This is a genomic window from Olsenella porci (assembly GCF_009695875.1).
GTDB lineage: Bacteria > Actinomycetota > Coriobacteriia > Coriobacteriales > Atopobiaceae > Olsenella_H > Olsenella_H porci.
In genome coordinates, this window is record NZ_VUNC01000002.1 from 273,204 (window position 1) to 296,291 (window position 23,088).

General features: G+C 66.2%; 15 protein-coding genes. 1 reads left to right on the forward strand and 14 read right to left on the reverse strand.

From position 1 onward, the window contains the following. Positions 1-224: 224 nt before the first annotated feature. The 7 genes from FYJ68_RS03905 to FYJ68_RS03935 all read right to left on the reverse strand — a co-directional run bounded on the left by FYJ68_RS03905 (position 225) and on the right by FYJ68_RS03935 (position 9,111). On the reverse strand, positions 225-1,229 hold the full coding sequence (locus FYJ68_RS03905; RefSeq protein WP_154434153.1) for a glycosyltransferase: 1,005 nt from the start codon (positions 1,227-1,229) through the stop codon (positions 225-227). 174 nt (positions 1,230-1,403) lie between these two features. After that, positions 1,404-1,607 (reverse strand): cold-shock protein, encoded by a 204-nt coding sequence (locus FYJ68_RS03910; protein WP_154434155.1) that lies wholly within the window; start codon positions 1,605-1,607, stop codon positions 1,404-1,406. Positions 1,608-1,780: 173 nt separating this feature from the next. Next, positions 1,781-3,310 carry a DUF2142 domain-containing protein gene (locus FYJ68_RS03915; protein WP_154434157.1) on the reverse strand — a complete coding sequence of 510 codons (1,530 nt, stop codon included), beginning with the start codon at positions 3,308-3,310 and terminating at the stop codon, positions 1,781-1,783. Positions 3,311-3,417: 107 nt separating this feature from the next. Beyond that, a complete protein-coding gene (gene rfbD, locus FYJ68_RS03920) occupies positions 3,418-4,323 on the reverse strand; it encodes a dTDP-4-dehydrorhamnose reductase (protein WP_154434159.1) in 906 nt (301 codons plus the stop codon). A 53-nt stretch (positions 4,324-4,376) separates the two neighbouring features. Further along, complete coding sequence (rfbC, locus tag FYJ68_RS03925; RefSeq protein ID WP_154434161.1) at positions 4,377-4,958, reverse strand: dTDP-4-dehydrorhamnose 3,5-epimerase; 582 nt, start codon at positions 4,956-4,958, stop codon at positions 4,377-4,379. A gap of 122 nt (positions 4,959-5,080) precedes the next feature. Further along, positions 5,081-7,111, reverse strand: coding sequence for a glycosyltransferase (locus FYJ68_RS03930; RefSeq protein ID WP_154434163.1), 2,031 nt, complete (start codon positions 7,109-7,111; stop codon positions 5,081-5,083). 104 nt (positions 7,112-7,215) lie between these two features. After that, positions 7,216-9,111 (reverse strand): glycosyltransferase, encoded by a 1,896-nt coding sequence (locus FYJ68_RS03935; protein ID WP_154434165.1) that lies wholly within the window; start codon positions 9,109-9,111, stop codon positions 7,216-7,218. A 205-nt stretch (positions 9,112-9,316) separates the two neighbouring features. Here FYJ68_RS03935 and FYJ68_RS03940 point away from each other — a divergent pair, with 205 nt between their 5' ends. Then, complete coding sequence (locus FYJ68_RS03940; RefSeq protein WP_154434167.1) at positions 9,317-11,368, forward strand: glycosyltransferase; 2,052 nt, start codon at positions 9,317-9,319, stop codon at positions 11,366-11,368. Positions 11,369-12,098: 730 nt separating this feature from the next. Here the strand turns inward: FYJ68_RS03940 and rfbB are convergent. The 7 genes from rfbB to FYJ68_RS03975 all read right to left on the reverse strand — a co-directional run bounded on the left by rfbB (position 12,099) and on the right by FYJ68_RS03975 (position 23,085). Further along, positions 12,099-13,202, reverse strand: coding sequence for a dTDP-glucose 4,6-dehydratase (gene rfbB, locus FYJ68_RS03945; RefSeq protein WP_154434169.1), 1,104 nt, complete (start codon positions 13,200-13,202; stop codon positions 12,099-12,101). 129 nt (positions 13,203-13,331) lie between these two features. Then, a complete protein-coding gene (gene rfbA / locus FYJ68_RS03950; RefSeq protein WP_154434171.1) occupies positions 13,332-14,234 on the reverse strand; it encodes a glucose-1-phosphate thymidylyltransferase RfbA in 903 nt (300 codons plus the stop codon). A 109-nt stretch (positions 14,235-14,343) separates the two neighbouring features. After that, positions 14,344-16,791 (reverse strand): glycosyltransferase family 2 protein, encoded by a 2,448-nt coding sequence (locus tag FYJ68_RS03955; RefSeq protein WP_154434173.1) that lies wholly within the window; start codon positions 16,789-16,791, stop codon positions 14,344-14,346. Positions 16,792-16,809: 18 nt separating this feature from the next. Next, positions 16,810-18,810, reverse strand: coding sequence for a glycosyltransferase (locus tag FYJ68_RS03960; protein WP_195837706.1), 2,001 nt, complete (start codon positions 18,808-18,810; stop codon positions 16,810-16,812). A gap of 173 nt (positions 18,811-18,983) precedes the next feature. Then, on the reverse strand, positions 18,984-20,474 hold the full coding sequence (locus FYJ68_RS03965; RefSeq protein ID WP_154434177.1) for an endolysin-like domain-containing protein: 1,491 nt from the start codon (positions 20,472-20,474) through the stop codon (positions 18,984-18,986). Between the two features lie 182 nt (positions 20,475-20,656). Beyond that, positions 20,657-22,462: a GH25 family lysozyme gene (locus tag FYJ68_RS10330; RefSeq protein WP_154434178.1), complete on the reverse strand. Its 1,806-nt coding sequence runs from the start codon at positions 22,460-22,462 to the stop codon at positions 20,657-20,659. Positions 22,463-22,680: 218 nt separating this feature from the next. Beyond that, positions 22,681-23,085: a hypothetical protein gene (locus tag FYJ68_RS03975; protein WP_154434180.1), complete on the reverse strand. Its 405-nt coding sequence runs from the start codon at positions 23,083-23,085 to the stop codon at positions 22,681-22,683. Between the last annotated feature and the right edge of the window lie 3 nt (positions 23,086-23,088).

Sequence of the window (23,088 nt, forward strand, 5' to 3'; positions counted from 1 at the left end):
CAAAATCCCAAGACCCCGAGTGTGCATGTCCTGTGCGACCATCATGCTGGAGTCAGTTCCGGGGGCGATGTTAGGTATCTAGCTCCAGGAAGGAGATGCCCGTTTCCGAGCACGGAGCCGTCTCCAAGGTTGGCCCCCACGCCAAGGAAGCAGACGGGCACACCCTCCCTGGCGTCCCTTTCCAGCACACCGTGATGGACGGCGTGAACGGGCTATTGTCCTGGTCAAGCGTTCGCACCTGCGTTTGCAGGCGCCTCGCCACCTCGTTGAGCCCGGGCCTCGCTGCGCTCGTACTCCCCCACGACCCTGAGCTCCCAGTCGCGGCGGTTGCCCTTGTTCACGGTATCCAGGATGAGTCCGCAGCAGAAGAGGAGGACGGCAAGGATCCCAAACGCCATCGCGAGGAAGGCGGAGGGAAAGCGCTGAACAAGCCCCGTGGCCTGGAACTCGGCAATGACTGGGATGCCGATGCATAGGCAGATGACGAGCGAGATCAGAGCGAGGATGGAGAAGAACGGGAGGGGCTTGTAGTCCTTGAAGAGCGTCGCGATCATGCCCAGCACCTTGGCACCGTCGGAGAAGGTCGAGAGCTTTGACTCCGAACCCTCGGGGCGGTCGCGGTACACGATGGGGATCTGAACGATGCGCCAACGCTTGTCCACCGCATGGATGGAAAGCTCGGTCTCGATCTCGAAGCCCGGGGAGAGGACCGGAAACGTCTTGACGAACGCGCGGGACATGGCTCGGTAGCCGGTCATGACGTCGGTGTATTCGAAGCCGTACAGCACCTTGATGAGCCAGCGGACCAGGTTGTTGCCAAAGCCGTGGAAGGCGCGGTCGTTTTCCTCCCCATAGGTGCCGTTGGAGAGACGATCGCCCACCACGTGGTCGGCGGAGCCGTTGAGGATGGGCTCCACGAGCTTGGGCGCGGCCTCGGGCTCGTAGGTGTCGTCGCCGTCGACCATGAGGTAGCAGTCGGCGTCGATGTCGCGGAACATCTGCCTCACGACGTTGCCCTTGCCCTGGCGCGGCTCCAGCACCACGCGGGCGCCGTGGGCGCGCGCGATGTCCCCCGTGCCGTCCTTGGAGTTGTTGTCGTAGACCCATACGGTCGCACCGGGGAGGACGCGCCTGAAGTCGTCCACGACCTTGGCGATGGTGACCGCCTCGTTATAGCAGGGGACAAGCACGGCGACGTTTGAGTAGTCCCTCGATGCGCTCTGGTCCATGTCTCTCCAAGTGACGAAATGCAGGTTGACAAGCCTAGAACAGTATATCTGCACTGTCGGACAAGCGATCCATCATCATCAGATAACTGCAGGCAAGAAAAAAGCCCCGCCCCTGCGAGAGGGGCGAGGCCAGCAGTTTTGCTTAGTCCCAAATGGGTCCACGCAAGCGCTTAGTTAGATCTTACGAACGTTGGAAGCCTGGAGCTTGCCATTCTGGCCGGTAGTGATGTCGAACTCGACAGCCTGGCCCTCGTCCAGAGTCTTGAAGCCGTCCATCTGGATCTCGCTGTAGTGGACGAACAGGTCGTCACCATCCTCGCGAGAGATGAAGCCATAGCCCTTGTCGGGGTTGAACCACTTAACAGTACCCTGTGCCATGAACGTGCCTTTCTTTCTTGCCCATCGGGCGAAACACTGCGCTTGCGCGCGATACGTTGTAACTTGGTGCTCCCAAGTCACGTGTTCTATCTTACCCCATCGCCATAGCCTTCTGCCCAACAATCCGCTGAAGGGGCATTTGGGGCCAATGGCGGAGTCGTCGGAACCACCGTCTAGAAGATGGAAGCGAGAATGACCAGGCCGTTTTCGACCATCCCGACCGCGACCAGAACCATGCCCACGATGGCGAGAGACGCACCGGACCCCATGTCGTAGGCGCGCTCGGAGACATGCCCCTCGTCCTCGGGGGCGAGCTCCCCCTCATCCCCGCTCGCGGGACGTGCGCCTCCGCCGGGAAGGGCACGGGAGACCAGGAGCAGGATGGGGTACAGGACCATGGTCAGCACGGGAAGGAAGTAGCGGGGCTGGACTCCGCGGATCGTCCCCTCGCCCACGTCGGTGTACTGCAGGTAGAGGGCCGTGTTGGTCATCCCGAAGTAGAGGATGAAGAGGACGAGAGAGGCGATGGCAAGCCAGGTGGCCTCCCTGCGGTGGGAGGAGGCGATGCAGCGGCATGCGATTGCCTCCGCCGAGAGCGCGAGGAAAAGGCCAATCACGCAGAAGAACTTGTCGCCGCTTCCCGCACGCGCACTGAGGTGGATGAGGTCGCCAAAGTCGAAGGAGGCCATGTCCACGAAGCTCTTTACGTTGAGCCAGAGGAAGTTGAGCGGATGCGCGATGATCCATGCCATTTGCGCCTTGGGGTCAACCCCCTCCTTGTACATGACCCCCGTGTTGATGCCCGAGACCACCCGCATCCAGAGCGCGAAGAGGACCAGGCACAAAAGGACGCTTGCGGCTATGAGCATCCTGTCGCGCTTGGGGCGAGCGGCCCTTCCCGGAACGAGGAGGAGCAGCAGAAGGAGGAGCAGTATCGACGTCACCTTGAGAAGCCCAAGAATAATGGTGCAGGTGCAGAGAAGCGCGAGGGTGGACCTTCTCCGATCGTCCGCAAAGACGGTCCAGAGCAGGGCCGCGAGGAAGGCGGTGCAGCAGAGGATCGTGATGGTGTCTGCTGTGACCGTCGACGAGGCGACCACATTCGCGGGAACCAGGCCAAAGTAGAAGAGCACCCACTTTCCCATGGGCGCATTCCTGATGAGCAGGAACATCCCGAGGGCGAAGAACGCAATCCCGCCAAACCGCATGCCAAGGACCACGCTGCGAACGCTCCCCAGGGCACGGCCGACGAGGAAGCCCAGAAGCTGGGGAAGGTAGACCACGGGATTGTTCACGGAGGAGTTGGAGAAGAGGAAGGGAATCCTTTGTCCTTCTCCATATGGTGCGCTGCCACCCAGCTGGGAGAGCTCCTCGGGCGTGTAGGGGTCACTGGTCCCCAGGAACTTGGACGTGTTGCCAAAGACGATTTCCAGCACGTGCTGAGACTCCAGCCCGCCGTACGAGTCGTAGTCCCTGCGATGCGGGTTCGCGAACGTCTGCCCCAGGTACTCCTCGGGAAGACGTTGCGGGAGGATATCTCCCGCGGCAATCTGCTCTACTCGTCCGATGTGGCTCGGCTCGTCGAAGGCAGCTCCGACGGGAGTAACGAGGGCGCAGAACATCGACCCGATGAGGAAGAGGACCAGGAAGGCCCATTCGGGGCTCTCGGCAACCCTCTGTGCGAGGCTCGCGCCTCTCCTCATGTGATCACCCTCCGACTCCGACAATCGGTTCACCCCCAGACAACGAAGAGACCCACGTGCTCGTACCCGTGGGTCTCACCAACCTTAAAGTTGATTGTATGTGATGCCTAGTTTGCGAGCGAGTCGAAGTTTGCCCGATAGCTCGCGAGCGCCTCCTGCCAGGGCCTCATGCGGTTGCCCACGCCTGACTCCAGGTGCGCGTTCTTGAGTGCGCTGAAGTGCGGGCGGTCGGCGGAGGCGGGGTTCATCTCCTTGTACTCCTCGCTCGTGCAGCGGACAACCTTTGTGCCGGTTCCAAACTCGCGGAAGATCGCCTCGGCGAAGTCGGCCCACGAGCAGATGCCCTCGTTGGTGCAGTGGTAGATGCCGTAGTCAGCCGTGGCAGCGACCGTCAGGATCTCGTACGCGAGGTCGTTGGCGCTGGTGGGGTTGCCCACCTGGTCGTCCACGACCGTCACGGACTCGTGACTCTGTGCCAGGCGCAGCATGGTCTTGACGAAGTTCTTGCCCACGTAGCCATAGAGCCACGCGGTGCGCATCACAAAGGTGCGCGGGTTGCTCGCGAGCGCGAGGCCCTCGCCGGCAAGCTTGGTGCGACCGTAGGCGCTGATGGGCGCGGGGACGTCGGACTCGAGCCTCTCGCCCTCCACGTTGCCAGGGAATACGTAGTCGGTGGAGACGTGCACGAGCTTTGCCCCCTGGCGGGCGCAGGAGCGCGCGAGGTTCATGGGGCCGAGCGCGTTGGCGCTGAACGCGCCGGTCCAGTTTGCCTCGCAGCCATCCACGTTGGTGAACGCCGCGCAGTTGATGGCGAGGTCGTAGGGGCCGTGCTCGTCAAACCACGCGTCGACCGCGGCGGCGTCCGAGATGTCGAGCGAGTCGATGTCGATGTAGTCGACCTGCGCGTCGCGATACCCCTCGGGAATGGGGCCGATCTCGGCGGTCCCGCCCTCGATGAGCCTCCTCAGCTCGTTGCCGAGCTGCCCGCGCGAACCAGTGACAAGAATCCTCATGAGACGGTCTCCCCTTCTCCCGCTTTCCTTGCGTGCTGTCGTCCAGGCAAGCCCTACAGGCCGGCAGACTTGCGCCACTCCTCGAAGGAGGGGTGCTTGGTGTCCTTGTCGGAGAGGTTGAGCTCAACGCCCTCGACGAGCGGCCACTCCACCCCGATGCTGGGATCGTTCCACATGAGGCCGCCCTCGTCGTTGGGGTGGTACACGTCGTCGCACTTGTAGCAGAACACCGCGGTCGGGCTCAGCACGTAGAAGCCATGGGCAAAGCCTTGCGGGATGAAGAACTGTCGGTGGTTCTCGGCGGAGAGGGTCACACCCTCCCACTTGCCGAAGGTGGCGCTGCCGGGACGCAGGTCAACGCAGACGTCGAAGACCTCGCCCTCCACCACGCGGACGAGCTTGGACTGCGGGTGCTCGATCTGGAAGTGAAGGCCGCGCAGCACGCCCTGGGTGCTTGCGCTCTGGTTGTCCTGCACGAAGTCCACGTCGATGCCACCGGCAACGAAGTCCGGGCGCTTGTAGGTCTCCATGAAGTACCCGCGGGCGTCGCCGTAGCTCTTGACGTCCACGATGGTCACCCCCTCGATGGAGGTGGGAGTGAAGGTGAAGTTGCCGGATGTGATCGGCTGGGACATGCGTCCTCCAAACGTTTGATGTCGTAAGACCCAGGTGCGAGCCAAGGGTCATTCTATGCCATAACGTCTAGGTGCCAGGACACCCCAAGAACTGAACACAGTGCCAGAAGGAGGCCAAGCCGCTACGCGCGGGACCAGGACCCGCCTGCCCCACCGCCCCAGTCGAGACTCCCGTAGAGGTTCCAGGGGTCGAACGAGGGGTTCTGGGTCGGGTCGCCGTCCTGCAGCTCGCCGTGCATGCCCATGAAGAACGCACGGTCGTGCTCCGCACGGGCGCCCTCGTCCCACATCATCTGGCGGGGGACGTTGAGCGTGGCGGTGGCATAGGGATAGTAGACGTTGACGAGCCCCAGGTCGCGCGCGCGGGCGCAGCAGTCGGCGAGCGCGTAGCGCATGGTGAGGAAGACGTCGCTCATCCCCAGCTCCTCGAGCGCGGAGGAGCGGACCAGGCAGCACTCCGCGTCGAGGGCGACGCAGTCGTAGGGCCGCTCGGTGCGCCCCACGTACCCGCCGTCCCCCTTGGGGAGAAGGCGGAACCTGTGGCCCAGGGTGCCGTCGGGATGGACCTTGATGCCCGCATAGTCGATGAGGCCATCCGCCCTGTTCACGCGAGGGCTCGCCGCAAAGACCTCCTCGCGCTGGAACAGGCGCACGAGGGACTTGAGGTCATCGACGGCGAGGTCCACCTGATTGGAGACGAACAGCACGAGGTCGCCGTTCCTCTCCCCCAGCAGGCGCTGGACGTAGCCTGGCCCCTCGACGCCTCGGTCGACCACCCACACCGAGGCGCCGGTATTGCGGGCGTACGCGTGGAGGGCGTCCTTGGTGACCCGGGACGCCCCGTTCTTGCCCACCACTGCGAGGGAGGGCCAGGGCGACGGGTCGTCCAGGTTCACGCGGTAGGTGAAGAAGTGCTCGCCGCGCGAGACGGACCCGCTCAGGCCGCGCCTGGCGAGGTGGGCGCGGATGGCCTCGGCGCCCGCGTCTTGCGCATACGGCTTGCTCAGCGGGTCCTTTGCGGAGGACCCACCCGTAATGCGCCAGTGGTACAGGACGTAGGGCACGTGCACCACACGCGCACCTGCGTCGATCGCCGAGAGGGCCAGGTCGTAGTCCTGGGCACCCTCCATCCTGGCCTCGGAGCGGTCGGTGGCGTCCAGGAAGTCGCGGCGCACGCACAGCCAGTGGACCATGTAGTTGTCGTCCAGCAGGAGGTCGGGGTTGTAGTCGGGCTTGAGCAGGGGGAGCTGTGGCGTCCCGTCCTCGTCGATGTTGTCCTCGTCGCAGTAGAGCAGGCCCGCCTCACCCGCGGAGTCGGCGATGGCGCGCGCGTACTGGGCGAGCGCGTCCGCCTCGAGCGTGTCGTCGTGGTCGAGGAAGCAGACGTAGTCGCCCGTCGCCTCGGCGATGCCGCGGTTGGTGTTGCCCGCGATGCCGTCGTTGTCCTGTTCCAAAACGCGGACGCGCGGGTCGTCCACCTTGCCCAGCGCCTCCCGAACCCCCTCGTCGTCCGGGCTGGCGTTGACCACCACGAGCTCCCAGTTCTGGTACGTCTGGTCGAGGACGCTCTGCAGCGCCTCCCCCAGCAGCGCGGGGGGCGTCTTGTACGCGGGGAGAACGATGCTCATGAGAGGGCCGTCCTGCGGTGCCTCGTCCATGGCGCGCAGGGAGCGCTGACGCTTGAGCCAGTCTGGGTAGCTGGGGTCAACCGAGGCGTTGGCGATGAGGTCCCCATAGGCGGAGATGCTGCGCCTGAGCTCCTCGCCCCCCACGAAGGCGAACCTCCCACCGGCGTGGAAGAGGAGTCGCCCCTGGGTCAGGGGGGTCGTGGCCACGTACTCCCAGGCCTGCCACGTGACGGGACCGCCCGCCTCGCCCACCGTGACGGAATGGGTCCCCATGAGCTCCATGGGAACGTGGGCGACGCCGCGCACCCGGCGCGACTCGCCGGCGATTGCCTCGCACCCCGGCTTGGCGGGGCGCTTCCCGCGCGCGCACGAGAGCACGAGCCACGAATGCGACTTGGGACCGTCCTCGAAGGCACCCTCTCCGCTCCTCAGGCAGGTGACCACCCTGAGCGCGTGGCCCGCCCTCAGCTCGTCGTCGGTGAGGGGGTTCTCGGCAAGGTAGCCGGCGAGGGAAAGCTGCTTCATCGGGTTCTCCAAGGGTCACGTGGGCTGTTCAAAGCACATCATAGCGCCTGGGCGGGACGTCGCGGAACACGCCCCGCCCAGGCTCGTCCGCAAGCGCAGCGTGGTTAGATCCCGAGGTAGGACTCCCAGAACTCGCGGGAGGTCATGCGCGGTGCGGCGGCGGAGTACGCCTCGCGCAGCTGTGCCTCGTTTGCCTTGAGGCGCTTGAGGTCCTCCTGCCAGCGGCCCCAGACGGCCTTGAAGCGGTCCCTGTCGAGGTGCCGGATGACGCCGCGCTGGTTCTCGAGGTCCACGGCGACGATGGTGTCCTTGCGCCTGATGAGGTCGGCGGGATACAGCCAGCCGGCGACGTCGATGATCGCGGCGGTCCCCTTCTGCACGTACCCCAGGTCGACCCGCTGGCCGTTGAAGCTCAGGTAGTCCTCCAGGCGCTGCGGGAACGACCTCCTCTCTATCGCGTCGGCCCGCTTCATGCCGTCGACCTCGTAGATCGCGCTGAGGTCGATGCCCTGCTCCTCGCACTGCCTGCGCAGCTCGGCAAAGGGGACGAGCTTCTCCGCCCGTCTGTTCGCCGCCATGAAGGCTCGCTCGGCGTTGCCGGGCTGCTCCAGGAACGCGGGCCCCTTGAGGAAGTCCTCGAACCCGTCCAGGACGAGCTCGGCGTTGGTGTAGTTGAACTTCTTGAGCTCCAGCTGGACCAGGTGGAGCATGTGGTCCACGAAGTCCGCCATGGGCGCCACGCCAGTGGTGTACTGCGCCACGAGCGCGTTCCTGGTGACCTGGTAGCGCTCGACGGCGGCGCTGTAGCGACGCACGAACGAGGGGTGCCACAGGCAGATCCCGTTCATGGTCATGAACCGTGCCTTGCAGCGGAGTGCGTACTCGATGTCGTCGTATCGCACGAACAGGGGCAGGGGAAGGCCGTTCTCCTCGATTGCCGAGACGGGGATGACGCAGTACCACCACCCGCCGTACTGTTGGGCCTGGTCGCCGTGGCCGGGGAGGCTGGGGCGTGCCTGGTCCATCTCGTTCGTGGCAACGGAGTGCACCTGTCCCATGTGGGCGGACGGCTTGAGGGGGACGCAGTCACCGTAGTAGGTGACGTATCCAATGTCCTCCCACCTCACGTCGGGCTCGAAGAGGTCCATCATCGCACCCTCGACGAACCGGTCGGCGTGCTCGTCGTCCACGATCTGCAGCAGCGCGTAGGTGCGGATGATGCTCTCGGGGGAGACGAGCACGTCGTCGTCCATCAGGAGCACGTGGGTGGCCCTGGGCTCCTGGCGCAGCGCCTCGATCATCCCGCGGGCATAGCCCCCCGAGCCGCCCACGTTGTCATTGGGGTGGATGCGCACCCGGTCGGTCTGGAGCGCCTCGACGTCGAGCGTCCTGCCGTTGTCGACCACGTGCTGGGTGAAGTGAGCAGCGACCGGCTCCTTGGAGCCCAGGACGTACCGCTTCACCAGGTCGACGTTGCGCTTGATGTAGCTCTCCTTCCTGAAGGTCGTGGTGCAGAGGGCGAGCTCCACATTGCGGACCCGGTCCTCGTCCACCTCGGCGTAGTAGTAGGAGTTGCGGACAAGGACGCCCTCGTCGCCCTCGATGGACACTGCGAACGCCTCGATGGTGTCGTCGGGGTCGTTGGGAAGGTCGAGCTCGATGGCATGCCACTCGTCCGACGCCGGTACCTCGCGCTCGCTCCCCTCGACCGGCTCCGTCTCCCAGCTGAAGCCGTTGGCATGCGTGAGCGACAGGGTGAATGCGCCGCCGCGCACCTCCAGGTGGAGGTGGAAGTTGCGTGCGATGGTGTACTCCCTCCACCTGCTCACCGAGAGCGCGTTGAAGAAGGTGGTGAAGTCGTGGGTGCCATGCGGCCCCAGAAGCCAGGAGTCACCCTCGGCGCGGGTGACCGCGGAGGTGGACCTGTGGAGCAGCGTGGGCTGCTGGAGGAACTGCGTCGCGTCGTCCAGAAGTATGTTGGCGAGCTTGTGCCTGATCATGTCTCTCCCCTCGTTATCTCGGCATACACCCTAACAGGCGCCCGGCGGGCTTCGTCCCCAGCGGTGGCGTTTTCAAGAAATAATCCCCGTAGGAACGAGGGTGGCGGCGGATGGATATCTGGCGGTCAAGGGTGGAAGAGCGCGCCGCGGCAACCGCGACACCCTACGATGAGGGGGTTATGTGCGTTCGTGATGAGGGGGACACATGCTCCAGAGGCTCAAGGGAACCGCACTTGGCAGGCAGGCGAGAAGCGTGGTGCTCAGGGCGAGGAGGCACGCCTACCCAAAGCCCGAGGTCGCCTCGGTCCAGGCGGTGAGCCTGGAGGCGGAGCACCTGCACGTGCTGGTGCGCTTCCCCGGCATCGGTGACCTGGACCCCGCGGGCCTCGCCCCCTTCGCACGCCTGGAGTACCCGGACCGCTCGCTTCGCGAGGAGGTCCCGTCCGAGGTGATGAGGATGCGCCTGGACCAGGCGGACGACGGCACGCGCTCGCTGACCGCGCTCCTCTCGCTCCCCTCCCCCACGCTCGGGATTCCCAGAGCTCTCGTTGTGGGAGACAGGACCGGTCACCTTCCTGGCACGTCCGTTCCGCTGGGCGAGCCGGAGCTCACGCGCCTCGCGCGCCAGAGCCTGGAGGGCTACACGCCGGCGGAGGCAGACGCGGCATATGACGCCTGGTTCCGCTCTCACCGGGCAACCCCCCGACAGCTTGAGGCCCAGCGGAGGGAGGCCGCCCGCTGGGACGACGGGCCGCTCTACTCGATCGTGGTACCGCTGTATCACACGCCCGTCCCCTACCTGGTCGAGATGGCCGAGTCGGTCCTTTGCCAGACCTATCCGCGCCTGGAGCTCGTGATGGTCAACTCGACGCCCCAGGACGCGGACATGTCCCGCGAGGTCGCGAGGGTCGCCGCTGCGGATGCGCGCGTGACCGTCGTGACCCTTGACCACAACCTGGGCATCTCCAAGAACACCGAGGCAGGGGTCAAAGCCGCGAAGGGCGACTGGATCGCGTTCTTCGACCACGACGACGTGCTGGAGCCCAACATCCTCTTTGAGTACGCCATGCGCGTGAGGGAGGACCCCTCCACCGACATGATCTACTGCGACGAGGACCTCCTCGTGGACGGCACGTACCGCCGCCCCGCGTTCAAGTCCGACTGGTCTCTGGTTCAGGAGGAGACCAACAACTACGTCTGCCATATGCTGACCATTCGACGCGAGCTGGTGGACGGCTTCTACAGCCGCTACGACGGGGCACAGGACCATCGCCTCACGCTCGTGGCGGGCAGCAAGGCGCGCCACGTGGGCCATGTGCCCAAGGTGCTCTACCACTGGCGCGCGCATCCCGGCTCCACTGCGGATTCCGCGGTTGCCAAGGCGGAGTCGTTCGAGGCTGGTCGCCTTGCGATTGAGGACCACCTGGGCGACCTCGGGCTCCCCGCAAAGGTCGAGAGCATCCCCACCATGCCGCACTGCTATCGCTTCATGCTCGACTTCCCCGAGCCCCCGCTCGTCTCCGCCGTCGTGATGGGTATGGACCAACCCGCTGCCGATGCCAGGGCACAGGGGTTGCGCGACATCCTCACCTGGCCAAACCTGGAACTCATCCCACAGGTCGGCACCCTCGGAGAGGGCTATGCCGACTGCGTCAACGAGGGCGTTGCACGGGCGACGGGCGACTATGTCCTCGTGGTGGCGAGCGACGTGGTGGTTCAGAGCCCCGACCTGGTGGAGCAGCTCCTCTCCCTTGCCATGCGGAGGGGGCATGCCATCGCCGGAACCAAGGTCCTTTGCCCGGACGGCACGATCCAGTGCGCGGGGATGACCCTCCAGAGCGAGGGCGCGGTTCCCATCGGGCGCTTCCTGGAGTCGTTCTACGGCACGGGCAAGGGCTACCTAGCCCTCCCACACGACCTCAGCGCGGTCTCGGGAGAGTGCGTGCTGTTTAGGCAAGAGGTCTTCCAGACCGTTGGCGGCGCAGTCTCCGGGCTGGACGAGACAAACTGGTCGGTGGCCCTCTGCATCCAGGCGGGCAGGCTCGGGCTTGGCACCTGCATAGCGCCCATGGCACACGTGGCGCGGTGCCTACCCCCGGCTGCGGCCCCCTTCGACGACGAGGAGGCGAAGGCGTGGGGACGGCAGCAGGAGCGCCTGCTCAAGATGTTCCCCACGGAGTTCCGCACCCGCGACCCGTATTACAGCGCCTCGTGGTCCTCGGACGGCCTGTTCCGCCTGCGCGGGGACGAGGACTGAGCAGGACTCGCGGGGAGACTGTCCCCGGGTAAGCGCCAGAAGTTTCCATGTAGGCTTATTGGGCCGACCACCTGCGAGCACGCCGGATGCCCAAGCGCAAACGCAGGATGTGAGGACTTCCATTTGTCAAAGAAGGAGGAGGCAGCCGCGTCTCCGCAGTTGGTTGCCCTCTTAGGGGGATGCCTCCTCCGTGGTCCTCGGAACGGTACGGGCTCCCAATGACGCGGAGGTTGGCACGTCCCGAGATGCCAGCCAGACATCCGAAACCCTACCTGGTCAAACGTCGGGTGGGATCGGTCCGCACCGTCCTCCCTCCCACGGGGATGTGCTCACGTCGGGCTTTGGCTGCCACCTTGCTCCGAGGGTGGAGGCAACTGGCGACAAATCGATCCCATGAGCACTTTCGCACGGTTCCCATCGCCGGCCGATAGCGTTCGCCCAGTCGGCAGCATGTCAAGGTTCCAACCTTGACGGCAAGCGGAGGGTACCGCAGAGTCCTCCCGACCCTGACGCTTGGGAGACAACCGGGAGCGGTCATCTCCGGAGCCCCGGTCACCTGGCAATTCGACCCCTATTTAGCCATTCTCCTCGGCCTCGTCCCCCACGCGCCGGTACGTCCAGGCAACCATTCCCGACGACCCCGCGAGCGCACCCCGTGCCAACCAAAGGGCGGGACGAACCCAGTGGATTCGCCCCGCCCCCGCGGTTGTCGCTCTTCTCACCTTACCGGCTATCGGTTGGCGTACATCTTCTGATAGTAGTCCTGGTAGGCGCCCGAGGTCACGTGCTCGACCCACTCGGGGTTGTCGAGGTACCAGCGGATGGTCTTGACGATGCCCTTCTCGTACGGTGTCTCGGGGTACCATCCCAGCTCGGCCTTGATCTTGTCGGGGGCCATGCCGTAGCGGCGGTCGTGTCCCTTGCGGTCGGTCACATGGGAGATGAGCCCCTCGTTGACCTCGGGGTCGCCAGTGACCTTGGAGACCTCGGCGATGATGGTCTTGACGATGTAGATGTTGGCGCGCTCGTTGTGCCCGCCCACGTTGTAGACCTCGCCCAGGCGGCCGTCGGTCGCGACCATGTCGATGGCCTTGCAGTGGTCATCCACGTACAGCCAGTCGCGCACGTTGAGCCCGTCACCGTACACGGGGAGCTTCTTGTGCTGCAGCGCGTTGTGGATCATGAGCGGGATGAGCTTCTCGGGGAACTGGTACGGGCCGTAGTTGTTGGAGCAGCGGGTGATGACCGCGGGGAACCCGTAGGTGTCGTGGTAGGCCTTCACGAAGAGGTCAGCGGAGGTCTTGGAGGCACTGTAGGGGCTGTGCGGGTTGAGGGGCGTGGTCTCGCGGAAGTAGTCGGTGTGCTCGGGGTCGGCGGGGCTCCCGTCGGGGTTGACCTTGTCGGGAATCGCGAGCGAGCCATACACCTCGTCGGTGCCGACCTGCAGGTAGCGGTGGTCGCCAAAGCCGCCCTTGCCGTCGTCCCAGGCGGCACGGCAGCAGTTGAGCATGTTGACCGTGCCCATCACGTTGGTGTCCGCGAAGATGCCGGGGTTGGCGATGGAACGGTCCACGTGGCTCTCGGCCGCAAAGTTGATCACGTAGTCCGGCTTGTGCTCGGCGATGACCTTGGAGATCGCCTCCTTGTCACGGATGTCCGCGTGCACGAAGGTGTAGCGCGGGTCGTCCTGGACGGAGGTGAGGTTCTCTAGGTTGCCGGCATAGGTCAGAGCGTCGACGTTCACGATCCTCACGTCGTCGTGCTTGCGCAGCATGTAGAGCACGAAGTTAGAGCCAATGAACCCGGCTCCGCCGGTGACGAGGTAGGTCTTCATGTGATGCATCACTCCAAGGGATGGGTCTGGGATTGCTTCGCAGGTACCAGTCTATGGGCGAGAGGGGCTCGCCTCCCCCGCCGCAGGGCAATTCGATGGAATCACCGTCAGCCGAGAGGTTCGAGGGACCTAGTCCTCGTACTTCCCGCTGGGGACGATGCCGCCCTCGGCGACCATGCGCAGGTGCCTGCCGTAGTCGCTCTTGCCGTAGCGCTCGGCGCAGGCGAGCAGGCGCTCGCGGGAGACCCAGCCGTTCTCGTAGGCGATCTCCTCGGGGACGGACACGGGCAGGTCCTGGGCCCTCTCCACGGTGCGCACGAACTCGCCCGCCTCGTAGAGCGACTCCATGGTCCCGGTGTCGAGCCAGGCGTAGCCGCGCCCGAGCGTCACCACGTCGAGGGTGCGGTCCTCCAGGTACATGCGGTTGAGGTCGGTGATCTCGTACTCGCCTCGCGCGGAGGGCTCGACCCCGGCGGCGAGCTCGCTCACGCGCGAGTCGTAGAAGTAGAGGCCCGTGACGGCGTAGTTGCTCTTGGGGTGCTCCGGCTTCTCCTCGATGGAGACGGCGTTGTAGTCGGCGTCGAACTCCACGACGCCGAAGCGCTCGGGGTCGTCCACGCGGTAGCCGAAGACGGTGGCGCGGCCCGCCTCGGCGGAGGCGGCGGCACGCCTCAGGTGCCTGCCCAGGCCGTTGCCGTAGAAGATGTTGTCCCCCAGCACCAGGGCGCAGGGGCCGCCCGCCACGAACTCGCGCCCGATCACGAAGGCCTGCGCCAGGCCGTTGGGCTCGGGCTGCTCGGCGTAGGAGAGGCTCACGCCGTAGTCGGAGCCGTCGCCCAGCAGCCTCCTGAAGTTGGGGAGGTCGTGCGGGGTGCTGATGATGAGGATGTCCTTGATGCCCGCGAGCATGAGCGTGGAGAGCGGGTAGTAGACCATGGGCTTGTCGTAGACGGGGAGCAGCTGCTTCGACGTCACGGTGGTGAGCGGGTACAGGCGGGTCCCGCTGCCGCCAGCGAGGATGATTCCCTTCATGTCTTGACCTCCCGAGGTCAGATGGCTTTGCTTCGGTTAGAGATTGTATCAGCACGCCCTATGCGGGGGCGAAGTTGTGGCACCTCTCCGCCGCGGACGGACGCGCACCCTACGAGAGCGCGCAGTACCAGTTGTCCCTCCTGAAGTTGGGGTTGTAATACGGGTCGGGCTTGGAGAGGACCTGGCCCCAACGGCCAGCGAACGCCATGAGCTCGCGCGAGAGCTTGTACGAGATGCGACGCGAGTCCCCGCCGTGGCGCGAGATGGACTCGTAGTGCCTGAGCACGGCGTAGTTCTGCTGTAGCACGTGGTAGCCGGCGGCCTGGATCTTGAGGCAGAGGTCGATGTCGTTGTAGTTGACCTTGAACTCGCGCTCGTCCATCCCGCCGACCTCGTCGTAGACCGAGCGCTTGGTCATGAGGCAGGCGCCGGTGACCGCGCTCGCCCTGTGCGGGAGCACGTTCCACTCGTAGTACCCTGGGGCGTTGCCCGGTAGATTCACGCTTGCCGCCACGGGTCCCGAGAAGCCTCCCACGAGCACGCCCGCATGCTGTATCGAGCCGTCGGGGTACAGCAGCTTGGCCCCCACGGCACCCATGTCGCTCGACATGAGTGGACCGACCATCTGCTCTACCCAATCGGGCGAGATGACCTCGGTGTCGTTGTTGAGCATCACCAGGTACTGGCCGCGGGCGGCGGCAAAGCCGAAGTTTATCAGGCGCGAGAAGTTGAACTCTCCCTCGGTGTCGCAGGTCACGACCCTGATGCGCGAGTCCCTCTCGAGCTTGCGGTAATACTCGAATATCTCGTCGCTCTTGGAGTTGTTCTCGACCACCACGATCTCGTAGTTGGGCCACGTGGTGCGCCGGACGATGGAGTCGATGCAGCGCCCCAGGACGTCCCTCATCTCATAGTTGGGGATCACGATGGAGACGAGCGGGTGCGTCTGGAACCGGTAGCGCACGTCGCAGCGGGTGGGGAAGCGGCCGCCCATGACCGCCTCGGCGTCGATGCCGCAACGGTCGAGGTGCCCCTGCACCGCCCGGCGCTCCGCCTCGAGCGCATACGACTTCTGCGCCACGCCCTGGCCACCCGCGGTGGAGTTAGCGTGCATGCGCCAGTGGTAGAGGATCCTGCGCACGTGATAGACGTTGCGCGCCCTCTCCCCCACCAAGAAGGTCATGTTGTGGTCCTGCGACCCGTCGAACTCGCTGCCCGGAAGCTCCGGAAGCTCCTCCACCACGCTGCGGCGCACGCAGAGCAGGTGCGTGACGTAGTTCTCCGCGCACAGGCGCTCGGGGTCCCAGTCCGGCTTGAAGAACGGTCCCACGCGGTGCCCGTCCAGCAGGTGGTCCTCGTCGCAGTAGATCAGGTCGGTGTCGGGACGGTCGCTCACCGCCTTGGCGTACCAGTACAGCAGGTCGGGCTCGATTGTGTCGTCGTGGTCGAAGAAGCACACGAAGTCGCCGGTGGACGCCTCGATGCCGCGATTGGTGTTCTCGGTGATGCCGTGGTTGCCGTCGAGGTTCACCACGGTGATGCGGCTGTCTCGCGCGGCGTAGGTGGCGACCTCGTCGGCGAGCGCGCGGTCTTCGGGGCTCGCGTTCACCAGCACCAGCTGGAAGTACGGGTAGGCCTGCGAGAGGACCGAGTCCGCCATCTCGTCAAAGAAGTCGAGCGGGGTCTTGAAGAGGGGGACCACGAGCGAGAAGGTCGGGCGCTCGGGCAGGAGCTCGGACGCATGGGCCATGAGGGCGAGCTCCTCCGCGCTTGCCGAGTGCTCGCGCGCCCACTGCTCGTAGCGCGGTTCCTGGTCCGCGGGCAGGACGCTCTGGCGCCAGCTCCCGCGGAGCCAGTCGGCGTAGAAGCCCTCCAGCGTCACGAAGGAGTCCTCCTGGCCCTCCCCCTCGGCGGAGACCCACAGCACGATGCCACGAGCCTGCTTGGGGAGGATGACGCCAAAGGTGTACATGCGCGTGAACAGCTGCGGGTTGCCCTCGCTGGCGCTGCAGGAGTCGCCCATCGCAAAGTGGTCGTCTGCCAGCAGCTCGCCGTCCTGCGAGAGGACGGTGACCTTGATGGGCAGGTGGGCCGCCTCCTCGCCCACCACGTTGGAGACCATCGTGGCGCGCAGGTCCTCGCCCTCCTCGAGGGCGATGAGGTTGTGCACCAGGAGCTTGGGGCCGGCGTTGCCGCCACGGCTGTCGAGGTTGCGGATCGACTCCGCCTGGCCGTCGCGCAGCGCCGTGTGCATCTGCGACATCAGGCGCGCGGCCTGGGGGCGGATGTGGATGCGCCTGCGGCACAGCTCCGTCCCGTCCGCGTCCAGCAGCCTGACCAGGGCGACCTGAACCAGGTTGATCACCGCGACGGAGAGGACCCACCTGCTCCCTCCCAGGTCCATGACCGTGGCAGGGACGGGCTGCCCACCGGTCGCCATCTGCGCGGAGGCGACGAGGCGGGAGCCCTCCGGGGCCCCGTCCACCGTGATGCGCAGGAAGACCTTGCCCCGACCCCTCGTGACCTTGTCGTACGAAATCCTCAGGTTGTCTGCCATGGGGAGAAGCTCCTCCGTCTAGAACTTGATGTCGTAGTAGCCGTCCAGCGAGAAGAGCGGGGAGTAGAACCCGCTCGGCGCGTAGTTGGTCTGGGGCCAGAGCCCGCGGAGGCGCGTGGACGCCATGCGTTCGCGCAGGTCGGCACCCGCCTCCGGGGCACCGAGCTCCGCGGCGACCATGGGACGCTCGACCGCAACGCGAGGGACCTCGACGGTGGTGAGACCCCTCTCCCCCACCTTGCAGCTGAGCGCGACGCCCCAGCGCCAGTCCGTGAGCTCGCCGTCGAGCCCGCCGACCCCCAGGAAGAGGTCGCGGCGGAGCATCAGCAGGGTCCCGGTCACGCCGCACGCCTCGTGCGGGACGGCCTCGTAGCAGCGGATCTGCGGGTTGTCGCTCGTGAGGCCCAGGTCCAGGCGCAGCGGGGCGGCGTTTGTGAAGGCGACGGCACCGCCGGCCTTGGTCCCGTCGGGGAGGTTGACCCTCGCGCCGGCGAGTCCCACCCCGGGGTGCGCCAGGACCGAGAGCATCAGGCGCGCCCATTCGCGGGTGGTCACCCGGCACGGGGACTGGACGAGCGCCAACCACTCGCCCGTTGCCCTCTCCGCCGCCGCGTTGGCCTCGGCGGGACCGCCCTCCGCGGCGATGACCTCGAGCCCGTCCCAGCCACCGAGCGCCCGGATGCCCTCGGCCGTCTCGGACGCGTTCGTGCCCCAGGCGACGACGGAGACGGACGGATGCTCGCCCTCGTCGAGCAGGGGCTCGTAGTAGTGCGGCGCGCCCGGCACCTCGTGCGCGTGCAGGGGCAGGCCGAGCCGCTGGTAGTGCTCGTCGATGGCACGACGGCCGGCGTCGAGCGCCTCGGGCTTTGCCAGCGCCTGGCCGGCCGTGGAGCCGGCGTTCACGCGCCAGTGGTACAGCACCTGGCGCGCGTGGTATACGTTGCGGGCGCGCTCCCCCGCCAGCAGGGTCATGCGGTGGTCCTGCGCCCCGTCGAACTCACTCGTGGGACGTGGGAGCTCCGCAAGCAGGCTCCTGCGGATGGTGAGCATGTGGCACACGTAGTTGTTGGTCTCGAGGTAGACGGGGCTCCAGTCGGGCTTGAGGAAGGGGAAGGTGTAGTGCCCGTCATCCAGCTTGTCCTCGTCGCAGTACAGCAGGTCCGTCTGCGGGTACCGGTTGATGCCCTCCACGTAGCGGTACAGGAGGTCGGGCTCCAGCACGTCGTCGTGGTCGAAGAAGCACACGAAGTCGCCGGTGGAGGCATCGATGCCGTAGTTGGTGTTCTCCGTGATGCCGTAGTTGCGCTCCAGCTCGACCACGCGCACCCTGCGATCGCGGTTGGCAAGCGCCCACACCTCGTCCGCCAGCTCGCGGTCCTCGGGCGTGGAGTTGACCAGCACCAGCTGGAACCTCCCGTAGCTCTGGCCAAGGGCAGACTCCGCCATCTCGCGGAAGAAGCCGACGGGCGTGTGATACAGGGGTACGACGATGGAGAAGGTCGGACGCAGCCCAAACGCGTCCTGCGAGGCGCGCTGGGCGGCGAGGTCCTGGGCCGACGCCTTGGTGAATTGGAACATCTCCTCGTAGCGGTCGCTCAGTTCCGCCGGCGTGGCGTGCGAGCCCCAGACGCCCTCTAGCCCCCTCAGGTCCTCCTCGGAGAAGGTCTTGACGCCCTCGCGGGGGGTCTTACCACCGATCCTGACCGAGACGTCCGCGCCGGGCGCGCCAAACGGGATGCGGAACGACAGGCCCACGTAGCGACGCCGGGCGCCGGGGATGTCCTCGTCGTCCACCGTCACGTCGCCCAGGAGGGTGCCCCCCACCGTCGTGCCGTCATCGAGGGTCGCCGTCGCGCGAACCTCCCCGTCCGTCTCCTCGCCGTCGCGGAGCCACGTCCAGCACACCACGCGAAGGAGCTCTCCCGGCTCGCGCGACATCACGCTGACGCTCTCCTGCGAGAAGTGCACGGGCCACACGGCGGAGGTGCCGGTCAGGGGTTTCGCATCGTTGGTTGGCATTGAGACCTCGCTGTCCTCTGGGTTCGTTCGCACGGTCGATTGTAGCGCGGCGCCCCAGCGGCCCCCGCCCCCATGCGCACGCATCAGGGAGAACCCACGTATGGGGGGTCGGGCGCAGCAAGAAGGGGCCGCCGAAGCGACCCCGTATCCGTTCGCAAGTTGGTCGGGTACCCCTACAGCAGGCGCAGCACCCAGTCCCAGGGGTAGTTGGAGTAGGAGCTCACGCTGATCTCCCTGCCGGTCTGGTCGCCGACCTTCCCCGTGACGCCGCCCGTCTCGCTCAGGTGCGCCGCGACCATGAGGCCGTTGCCCAGGTAGATGGCCACGTGGTTCCAGGTGTTGAGGATGATGTCACCGCGGACCAGCTCGGAGTACCCGGTGGTGCTGATGGCATCGCCCACCGCCAGGGCGGTGAACTTGCCATACTTCACGAGGTTCTCGCGCAGGTTGCCGGTGTAGGTGGCGGACCCGGTGTTGATGCCCGCCTGCTTGAGCGCCGAGATGACCAGCGACGAGCAGTCGTAGTCCGGTCCCCAGCGGTTTGACTGGCTGTAGCCGTGGGAGCTGTCCTCCGCGACGTCGACGGCCCAGGACACGTACTTCTCGATCCTCGCCCTGGAGGGGATGAACACGCTCGTGTCGATGGACTTGGCAGAGAGGGTCGAGGCGTACCAGGCCGTCCCCTCGTAGCGCCAGCCCTGGGAGACGAGGCTGTTGCTCTCCGCCTTGCTGGTGGTGAAGTTGTGCGCGCCCGCGCCCTTTGCGTTGGGGTTGTACTGCCTGAGGAGGGCGAAGCCCACGTTGCTCCCGCTTGCGCCGTACCAGCCTATGCCCTCGTAGCGCCAGCCAAGCGAGACGAGCATGTTCTTCTCGGCGGCGTTGGTGGTGTAGTGGTGGTCGCCCGCGTTGGGGTTGTACAGGCGGTACACGGCGACACCGCTCGTGGGGGCCACCCAGCCAATGCCCTCGTAGCTCCATCCGGCGTTGGCGATCTTCACGCCCTCGGTCACGTTTGAGGTGTAGAAGTGCTCGCCGGTGTTGGGGTTGTAGAAGCGGTACATGTTAACGCCGGTCGCTGCGGCGGCGCGAGCGGCTGCCGTGGTCGCGGCGGGGCGGGCGGCCGGCTCGTTGGCGGTGACCTGCGCGGATGCGTCCTTGGTTGCCTGGGAGACCTGCTGCGTGCCGTCGCCCTCCGTGATGGCCGCGTCCGTCCGCGCGTCCCCGGAGGCCTTCGCGTCGGAGGCGCCCGTGGCACCGGTCGTCTCGCCCGAGGCCCCGGTGGCGTCCGTCTCGCCCGACGGGGCGGACTCGGTGCCGGCGGAATCGGTCGCGGAGCCCGAGCCCTGGCCACTCTCCCCCGTCGTTGCGTTGGCATCCGCCGCATCAGAGGACGTGCCATCGGAGGCGGTCTGGGTCACCGTCGCGTCCAAGCCGGAGGAGGAGCCATCCGCCTGGGAACTCGTGGTCGTGACCACCTTGGTGGAGGGGTCCGTCGTCGTTGCAACGAGCCCCACCTGCGTGTCCTGCTGGGCCTGAACGTTTGCGTCGGGAGCCGTCGCGGACTCCTCTGCCAGTGCGAGCGAGGGCGCCCCGAGCGTGAGTGCCGCCAGGATCGCTCCGGCGGCGATGGCGCCGCCATGCCTTCTCGCCTGCCCTGAAGTCATCGAATCACCCCAATGTGAGAGATACGGGCACTTGGGAAAAGTCAATCTCCCATGGTAGCAGCAGGATGGCCCATGCCGTCAGGTCCCCGCGCCAATCGACACACGCAAGGCACGCCGACGCTCCCTTTGGTCCCGCAATCGCACTCTAGGACAACTGTGGGCAGAGACGGGCTGCCCCAGCGCTAGCTCTTCCTCGCCAGGGAGTCCCAGTAGGCCGTGGTGCCATAGAACGCGTCAACGTCGACGCCATCTGAGTAGCCTCCAACCTTGATGGAGTCAGAGTACTGCCAGATCGTGGGGCTCGACCACGCCCCGTAGTTGGTGGAGATGGGCGTGGGGTTTGAGACGTACCCCGTCCCGTTCATGTACTTGTTGGGATACGAGGCAACCCACAGCTTGTATCCGGAGGAGGCGACGGCGCTCCAGTTGTAGGTGCTCGTGACCCCCTGGCTCATGTAGATCAGGGCGCGCACCCCGGTGAGGCGGTAGACCTCGTCCAGGAACTGCTTTGCGTAGCTGGGTCCCTTTCGGAGCGCCTTGGAATCCGGGGTGTCCTCCCAGTCCAGCACCAGGACCGCCTTGCCGATGTACGACTTGACGGCGTTCACGAAGTACTGCGCCTGCTGGACCATCGACCCATCGCCGCTACTCACGTCGATGAAGTGGTACACGCCGAGCTTCTTGCCCGAGGAGAGCGTCGCCTGCGCCTGCGTGTAGAGTTTGGGGTTTTTGTAGTGAGTGCCCTGGGTCGCCTTCACGATCACAAAGTCGGCAGTCACCTTGGAGACGTCCATGTCGCCCTGGTAGCTCGAGATGTCGATGCCGTTGAGGATCACCTGAAAGAGGGACTTGTTGTACGCGAGCGAGGCGTGCCCGGAGGCGTACCAGGCAATCCCCTCGGCACGCCAGCCGGCCTTCACGAGGTTGGCATTCTCGGCGGAGCTTGTCGTGAAGTTGTGGGCACCGGACTTCGCGTTGGGGTTGTACTCCCGGTACACCGCCGTGCCGCTCGCGCTCTCCGAGTACCACCCGATGCCCTCGTACCTCCACCCCGCCTTCACCAGCATGTCGCGCTCGGCGGCATTGGTGGTGTAGTGGTGGTCACCCGCGTTGGGGTTGTACAGGCGATAGACGGCGGTCCCGGACTTGGGCGCGACCCAGCCCACGCCCTCGTACTGCCAGCCCGCCGTCACGAGCACCTGGCCCTCGTAGGTGTTGGCGGTGTAGAAGTGCTCCCCTGTGTTGGGGTTGTAGAACCGGTACATGTTCTGCAGGTTGGAGGTGTCGTCCGCGGCAGCGCGGGCACCAGGCGCCGTCGTGGCAGCGGGGCCGCTCGCGGCATCGGCGGAGTCGGTGGCCGTCTCATCGGATGCGGCTCCAGCGTTGCCGGCAGGGGTGTCCGAGGCAGTGCCGTCCGTCGCCGAGGGAGAGGAACTGCCACCCGCGTCGGTCACGCCTCCGTCACCTTGCGTGCTGCCCGTTCCGTTAGTGTCGGACTCGCCATCCAAATCGCCCATGGTCGCCGACGCATCGGACCCGTCGGAGGGCTGGGTCGCGTCAGTCGTCCCGTTGGAGGCGGAGGTCGCATCCTCCCCGCCAGAGTTGGTGGCATCTGCGGCCGACGTTGACTCGCCGGCATCCGCCGCGCCCGTCGAGGACTCGGTGGAGAAGGCGTCCGCCCCGGCCGCACCAGCAGCGGAATCTGCCGTCGACTCATCGGAGGAGGTCGTGCTCGCTGCCTGCTCGGAGGTCGTCTCGACGGCATTCGGGGCGGCGCTGGCAGACGCGGATGCCTGGCCCGAGGAGTCAGCCAGTGTCGCGGACTCGGTCGCCACCACCTGCGCCGCCTGGCCCTGGCTGGCAAGCGCCTTGGAGGCCGCCTCCTCGGCGTTCGCCGTCACGGGCGCATAGGCGAAGGCAGCAGCGAGCACCGCTCCTGCGGCTATGGAGCCCATGCTCGACCAAGGGAAGTTCTCGGGAGCCCTCATCAATAACCACCCCGAAGGAGAGAAATCGCTTCTTCCCGGCGAGAGCTGGCACAGGGCCCGTTCGCCGCCGGAACCGTCCGTCACAGAATATGCCACGCCATGGGCCCTCCACAAAACGAGGACCGCATCGCGACAACCCTTTACGAAAGACAATCGATTTGGCGTCACAGGGTCACGCCGTTGATGGGGAGAGGTGCCGCGTCCGTGGGGCCCGTGCGCTACTCCCGCGGGGCCGCGAGCTCCCCGTCGAGCGACGCGAGCTCCTGGGGGACCGTCCCGGGCTCAACGTTGAACGAGCCCTCCACGGCCTCTGCCTGGGCCATGCGCACCCCGGCGAGGTCCTCCTCGCCCATAGCCTGATAGGCGTCAGCCAACCTCCGCAGGACGTAGGCGACGTATCCCGCCAGGCTGTCGCCGATTCCGGAGAGCACCATCATCGTGACGAGGGAGTCGGGGCTCAGGCGGAGCGCTACCTGGGGATCCAAGTCAAGCACGCCCGCGACCGCCTCCTCTGCCTGCACTGCCGCCTCCTGGTCGCCCCTGAGGAGTGCGCCTCGCAGGGCGGGAGTCACTGAGTCAACAAACTGGTTGATGACCTCGAGCAGGTAGTCGTGCTGGAGCATGCG